Source organism: Legionella tunisiensis, assembly GCF_000308315.1.
In the GTDB taxonomy this organism is placed as follows: domain Bacteria; phylum Pseudomonadota; class Gammaproteobacteria; order Legionellales; family Legionellaceae; genus Tatlockia; species Tatlockia tunisiensis.
In genome coordinates this window covers 1-5,842 of the sequence record NZ_CALJ01000116.1, presented here as the reverse complement: position 1 = coordinate 5,842, position 5,842 = coordinate 1, and the positions used below count along the sequence as shown (strand labels likewise).

Here is a 5,842-nt window from a genome sequence, read left to right as displayed (position 1 = left end):
GCAACGGAGCCAGTAAACCTGCCATTGCTCTGCCTGTTGGAGTCGTCCTGGCGCTCATGGGGGAAAACCAGAAATCTCTTCGCCATAGCGGTTGGTCGTTACACGAACTCGGCAGCAAAGCAACGAGCCCTGTTTCAGAATGCTAAAGAAATTTGGCAATCCGCTGCAACAGAGCTCCTTTGCGCCTAAAATTCGGGCTTTCATCTTTCTTGTGTCAGTAAAAGTTAACTTGACGATGCCATCGAGATCAATAAACCTTGATTACACTACGCTTCATCCAGGCTGGTTTCATTGGACGAGTAACCGTGTAGAGCATCATGCTTTCAAAAACAACTTACCGAGAATAACTGCTCAAATTTTATTACATGAAAAAGGCATATCGCAATTGTAAGCCTCCCCTATATTGCATACAGTATCAAGATTATTATTTTTTTGATTAAGTATACTGTAACAATAAGAGCTATCCTCTCCAGCGGAAACCCAACAGAAAGGGCCTATTTTTTCAAGATCATTAACAGCATCTAATACTACTTGACACTTACCCTCAAAATCGTTACGAGAAGCGAGATCAGACAAAAAAGACAGAATAAAATAATTTGGAGAACTTGCAGCCTGAACTGCTAGCAGTGATAGATTTATAGCTATTGACACACCAATAATAGGATGCTGCTTTATCAAACCAATCATGTCACTTACTTTCTTAGTATAATCATTTTGAAAAAATGTAAAATATTTCATGCTTGTAATGTATGTTGTTAAAATAATGGCGTATTATCTCAAAATTTATGCAAAACACAAGATTTTGTAGCATAAAATTCTTTTTTAAATGGAAGCATTTTGGGGTTTAGGTAAGTAAATTTCCATTTTATGCTGTGGCATATTATGCGTATAATCAACCCCTGCGTTATTTACCCAAAACATTCCCGCTAAGCGTCCAATTCATCTTTGATTAAATTGATGATCAAATCAACCATAATTTCTTTTTGACCTGGTGCGCTTTGTGCCACAAGCAATGTGATAGCAACTAATGAATTATCATTAATCTTGGGCTCTCCATTTCTTTTCAGATGATGTTTATTCCGTTGTAAGAACCAAATGAACATGAACGCCCCAATTCGTTTGTTTCCATCAATAAACGGATGATTTTTTACAATAAAATAGAGCAAATGAGCCGCTTGCTCTTCGATGCTCGGATACAAATATTCGCCACCAAAGCTTTGAGCAATAGAACTTAAAATTCCAATAAAGCGCTCATCCTTAGAGCTACCAAATAAAACAGAGGCCTCTTTTTGCTCTATAAGAGTTTCTCTCAAACGGCCAATTGCCTCAACGGCTTCCTGCGGTTTAATCACATCAATTATCCGTTCATTCAAACCGCCTTTTGGGAAATTACCTGTATCATACTGGTTTAATAAGACAAAGCTATGAGTGTACTGTGTTAACACCGATAAAAGGCCACTTGCTTCAGAATATCCCAGCGCTTCAAGCGGTACTTTTTGAAACAATACTACGGTCTCTTTTAGTCGATTGATTTGCTCTTTGTGTTGGTGCAATTGGGATTCATTCAAAGCATACCCTTGTACTAAATACTCCTTGAGTACTTTACTAGCCCAAACTCTAAATTGCGTTCCTTGCTTTGAATTCACCCGGTATCCGACAGAAATAATAGCATCCAGATTATAATGTCTGACTGTTCGATTAACCTTCCTTTTTCCTTCAAGACGAACTAACGAGTAATCCTCGGCAGTTGCCTCCTCCGATAGCTCCCCTTCAGCATAGATGTTTTTTAGGTGTAGTCCGATATTATCTGTCGATGTACCAAATAACTCAGCCATTTGTCTTTGAGTTAACCAAATGGTTTCAGATTCAAATCGCACCTCTATTTGAAAGCTGCCGTCTTCAGCTTGATAGATAAGAGCCTGTTTTTGATTCATGATGTTGCCATTAGCGCTCATGTCTCTATTCATTTAAATATCCTCAAAATGGTAGGTGCCATAAATTTGGATGTGCTTAAACATTAATGGAGATATTTTCTGCAAATGTTCACTTGGAATGGCATATCCTTCGGCACGTAGGTCATCCACAATTTGCTGTATGTGGTAAGTATTCCAGACTAATACGGCATTAGATACCAGACTCAGGCAGCTGGCTTTATTCATAATTTCTTCATAATCACTGGTCTTAAAAGCACCTCGGTTGAGGAAAAATAATTTCTTCGCTAATTGATGCCGTGATTCACCATGATTAAGATGCAAATGAACTGTGTGGCGTAGCTCTTGATCCGCAATGTAGCGCAGAATATAGATACTTTTGATGATGCGGCCAAAGGCTCTTATCGCTTTGGATACATTATCAGTTCGATTCGCCAATTTTTGAATAATCACATGCGCAGGGGCTAACCCATTTTTTAATGACGCGACAATGCGAACAATTTGATCCCAGTTTGCACGAATCAGTTCAATGTCTATTGTGCCGCTGAATACCTCATCCAAATCACCATAACTCATCATCTTATCGATTTTATAAATATTTTGTTCGGCTAAATCTTTCAGCCTTGGATGGAATGGAAAACCAAGTAAATAAAGCATCGCAAAGAGATGCTCAGTAAATCCATGCGTATCGGTACTGTGAAACTCAGGATTTAACAGAGTATCATTTTCTAATAAACCGGTGAGGACAAAAGGGGGCTTCTCGCTCACCCGTTGAAATCACTTGCGTACCAAAAACCCCGCCTCGTGACACATGGGTATAAATCGAAATGGCTTTCTCATAGTAACCATAATATCGAGGATAATAAGAGGAAAGATAAAATTTTCTCTCCATGGGGTATCTCTGTGCATCCGATGTCGAATATAGGCCATCGGTCATTTCCTCAGCAATTGGGTAGGTTAAAAAATGATTGACCAAACGTCGATTGGTTTCTTTAATGGTTTCTGGACGTAGATACACATGAGAGGCATGAGTTAATGTATCAATACTGATCCCAACGGCACTAGAGCCCATGCCAAATAAGCCAATGTTGGTTGCATGAGCAAGAATGGCGCCAAGCAAGGGCTTTAAGGGGAATTTAACCGTTTTTCTGGTTCATAAAATGGTGTAAATCCCTCAAGGCAGCCCGATAAACGAGAAGCTTCTGCAAGAAGTTTTTCGATTCTAACCTTAGGCATACGTGATTGGATTAGCTTACGTAACTGAACCACATCAGGAGGGATAACCAGCGAATCATCCTTGGTAAAATGAAACTTACCGTCCTTAATGCTAACAAAATCATTAGTGGGTAGCGTGTTGCGTGCGTGGGTCGCCACTTGATGGTATTCACCAGCCAACACCTCCATCATGGTGTCAAACTCATTAGGGAGCTTAAGTTTTAAGTATTGCTGTTCCCGCTCTTGTTCCCAAGGTAGCTCACCATAAACGGTATCCCAGAAATAGCGGTTGTTGCGGCTTTTGGAAAGATAGAGGTCTCCTGCACTGATTTCTTTCTTAAGCGCATAGTATAAACCCATTTCCCAATGATGCGCTCGGACTTGTCCATTCTCATCAGTGATAACGTCCTTCCACATTTTAGGAAAAAAGTCTGTTGGCACATCTTCTGGGAGTTTTTAATGTCTCCGGCATGGAGCTTTCGAAGCAGCTCTATGGATTTCAATAACGAGGCAAGCCCTGTACTGGCGCTCAGTTTGAGCGTTAGAAATCGTTTGGAAAATTGCCTGATGTAGGAAAAACGATTCACGATATGGTCGGTCACACCGGATGACTCCAGTTTGTCGATGGCCTCACAAGCACTGGCTGTTTCAAGCAGTGTCGCTTCATTAAACTGAGTCACAAATTCCCCCAGGGTGAGCTCTTTAACCGCTGCCTGAGAAAAGGCTGACTTGATAAAATCGCTAGCCGGTTTAAATTTCCCTTTATTTTTTCTGGATACTTTCTCACGTTCTGCAGAGATTTCATTTTTAGCGCGCCGATTGGTATCCAGTAAGATGCGCTTGAATAAAAAAACAATATAATCAAGAATTGTTTTGGCTGTTTCATGCAAGAAGCAAATGATAATAGCCTCCTGTTTTACTTTAGAGGCCATATCACGCAACTGAACCGCATCATAGTAACGACCTTTTTGAGCAAGCTCCGTAATCACATCAGGATGTATGGCTGACAGGTTACAGTCCAAAATACCTAACTGTTCAATTTCTTCGAAATAATCCAGGTACTTATTCATCACCTCGCTATTGGCGTTTTGTGGTGATGTTCTCAGCTCAGCTAATTGTGCGTACGCCTCTTTATGCTCCGGTGTAATTAAATGATGAAGATTAGCGCGCAGTGATGGTGCCAAAGTTTCTGCAATACTGCAATGAAATCCTTCAATCGCCTGATTGACTTTCTGACTCACTACCCGACCTAAGGTAATAAGGGAGGGTAAAACAATACGGCAACTTTTTAAGTACGTCATTGCCATTTCAATCAACTGCTTTTTATCCAGTATTTCTTTGCGTAATTGGGAAACTAGCCATTCCTCTAACTGAAGAGCCTCCTTGCTGCTGAATGCAGTGTAGCCTAAATAGGTACGAATTTTTTCACGTTGGGTATAGCTATGATGATCTTGAGAAAACACCGGTGCCGATGAAAAGGTCTGACCAAGCTGCCTGGCAAGGTAACTCAATGCAGCATATGGAATCAAATCATCCTTGCTAACAAAGCGTCCATACGCCCTTAAGTAGCACATTTGTGTAGCAAATTTTATATTCTGATTTGAGTTGTTTTTGATAAACTGAAGATCGGTGTCTGTGAGCGTCCAATCAATTGCAAGTTGGTCTTCTGTAATTTCAATTTCAGTATGCATCACTGCTCACTCCCGAACGCTCCATGTGCTCTGCAAGTTTTCTTTTGATGCCTTGGTATAAATAGCGGTGGTATCAATGGATTCATGCCCCATGAGCATCGCTAATTCAACAAGACATCCCGGATTGGCTTGCAAAAAACTGAGTAGCAAACGTATGGCGCAATGTATGTGCTGTAACATTAATACGTGTAATATTGGCACGCTTTGCCAAGCCGCTAATCAATGCTTGCAAAGCCCTGATTGTTCCTTGCTCGCCTCGCTTGGTTGTAAATAATACGTCATCTGGCTCAGAAGAATTACGAATTTCCAAATAATTGGTGAGGGCTCGTCTTGCAATCGAGTTCAAGGGGATCTCCCTGTGTTTCCTGCCTTTTCCATCCACTACGTTGACGCACCCTGAGCGCTCTCTCATTACCACATCTTTCACTAATAAATTATTTAATTCCCCAACTCTTAAGCCTGATTGTAAAAGCAGCTGCACTATGGCATAGTTTCTAACTGCTAGACCATGTGTAGAAAGACCCGCGGCTCGTAGTAACGCATGAATTTCATCTTTGTTTAATGCGTTTGGTTTGGTAGTAGTTGTTCGTTTTACAAAGTGGAGTGCCGATGCGGGGTTATCAGGCATGAGTCTGATTTGTGCAGCCCACGCATAAAATCGCTTTAAGACTTGGATATGGTGATTAATCGTTGCCGGTTTGCGTCTCAGTATCTTGGAAACATATTCCCGGTAGGCACGAAGATCGTTTGCTGTGATTTCTAACAAACTCACCTCTTGTTGGTAAAAATCTAACGCCCAAGTAGTAAATACGTTTATTCCTTGGAGATAGCTGGTAATTGAGGACTCAGACAAGTCCTGTTTTTCAAGCATCTCTTTAAATGAACTCAGCAAGCCATCGTGATCCATATGTATGTATTATGTGAATAATCAACCCTAGAGTTAGCATAGCTGTTTGTTTCGCATAATACAAGAAAAAGGTGCTGGTTTATTCACATATGTCTACT

8 protein-coding genes are annotated in these 5,842 nt (G+C 40.7%); 1 reads left to right on the top strand and 7 read right to left on the bottom strand.

The annotated features are described in order from the left end of the window. Nucleotides 1-189 (top strand): hypothetical protein (locus BN58_RS33425; RefSeq protein ID WP_232220449.1); only part of this gene is annotated, 189 nt, incomplete at its 5' end. Between the two features lie 162 nt (nt 190-351). Here BN58_RS33425 and BN58_RS08240 read toward each other — a convergent pair. The 7 genes from BN58_RS08240 to BN58_RS08210 all read right to left on the bottom strand — a co-directional run bounded on the left by BN58_RS08240 (nt 352) and on the right by BN58_RS08210 (nt 5,744). After that, complete coding sequence (locus tag BN58_RS08240; protein WP_019216421.1) at nt 352-738, bottom strand: hypothetical protein; 387 nt, start codon at nt 736-738, stop codon at nt 352-354. Nucleotides 739-926: 188 nt separating this feature from the next. After that, nucleotides 927-1,934: a virulence protein RhuM/Fic/DOC family protein gene (gene rhuM, locus BN58_RS08235; RefSeq protein WP_026069348.1), complete on the bottom strand. Its 1,008-nt coding sequence runs from the start codon at nt 1,932-1,934 to the stop codon at nt 927-929. A gap of 33 nt (nt 1,935-1,967) precedes the next feature. Next, a complete protein-coding gene (locus BN58_RS08230; RefSeq protein WP_019216419.1) occupies nt 1,968-2,699 on the bottom strand; it encodes a Tn3 family transposase in 732 nt (243 codons plus the stop codon). Further along, entirely contained in the window at nt 2,653-3,051 is a 399-nt protein-coding gene (locus BN58_RS08225) for a Tn3 family transposase (protein ID WP_019216418.1), read from the bottom strand. Before BN58_RS08225 ends, BN58_RS08230 begins: the two co-directional genes overlap by 47 nt. A gap of 5 nt (nt 3,052-3,056) precedes the next feature. Next, complete coding sequence (locus tag BN58_RS08220) at nt 3,057-3,338, bottom strand: hypothetical protein (RefSeq protein ID WP_019216417.1); 282 nt, start codon at nt 3,336-3,338, stop codon at nt 3,057-3,059. 29 nt (nt 3,339-3,367) lie between these two features. Beyond that, the gene (locus BN58_RS08215) at nt 3,368-4,837 is read right to left on the bottom strand and encodes a DUF4158 domain-containing protein (RefSeq protein WP_020424301.1); all 1,470 of its coding nucleotides are present in this window, start codon (nt 4,835-4,837) and stop codon (nt 3,368-3,370) included. 106 nt (nt 4,838-4,943) lie between these two features. After that, entirely contained in the window at nt 4,944-5,744 is an 801-nt protein-coding gene (locus tag BN58_RS08210; protein WP_019216416.1) for a tyrosine-type recombinase/integrase, read from the bottom strand. Between the last annotated feature and the right edge of the window lie 98 nt (nt 5,745-5,842).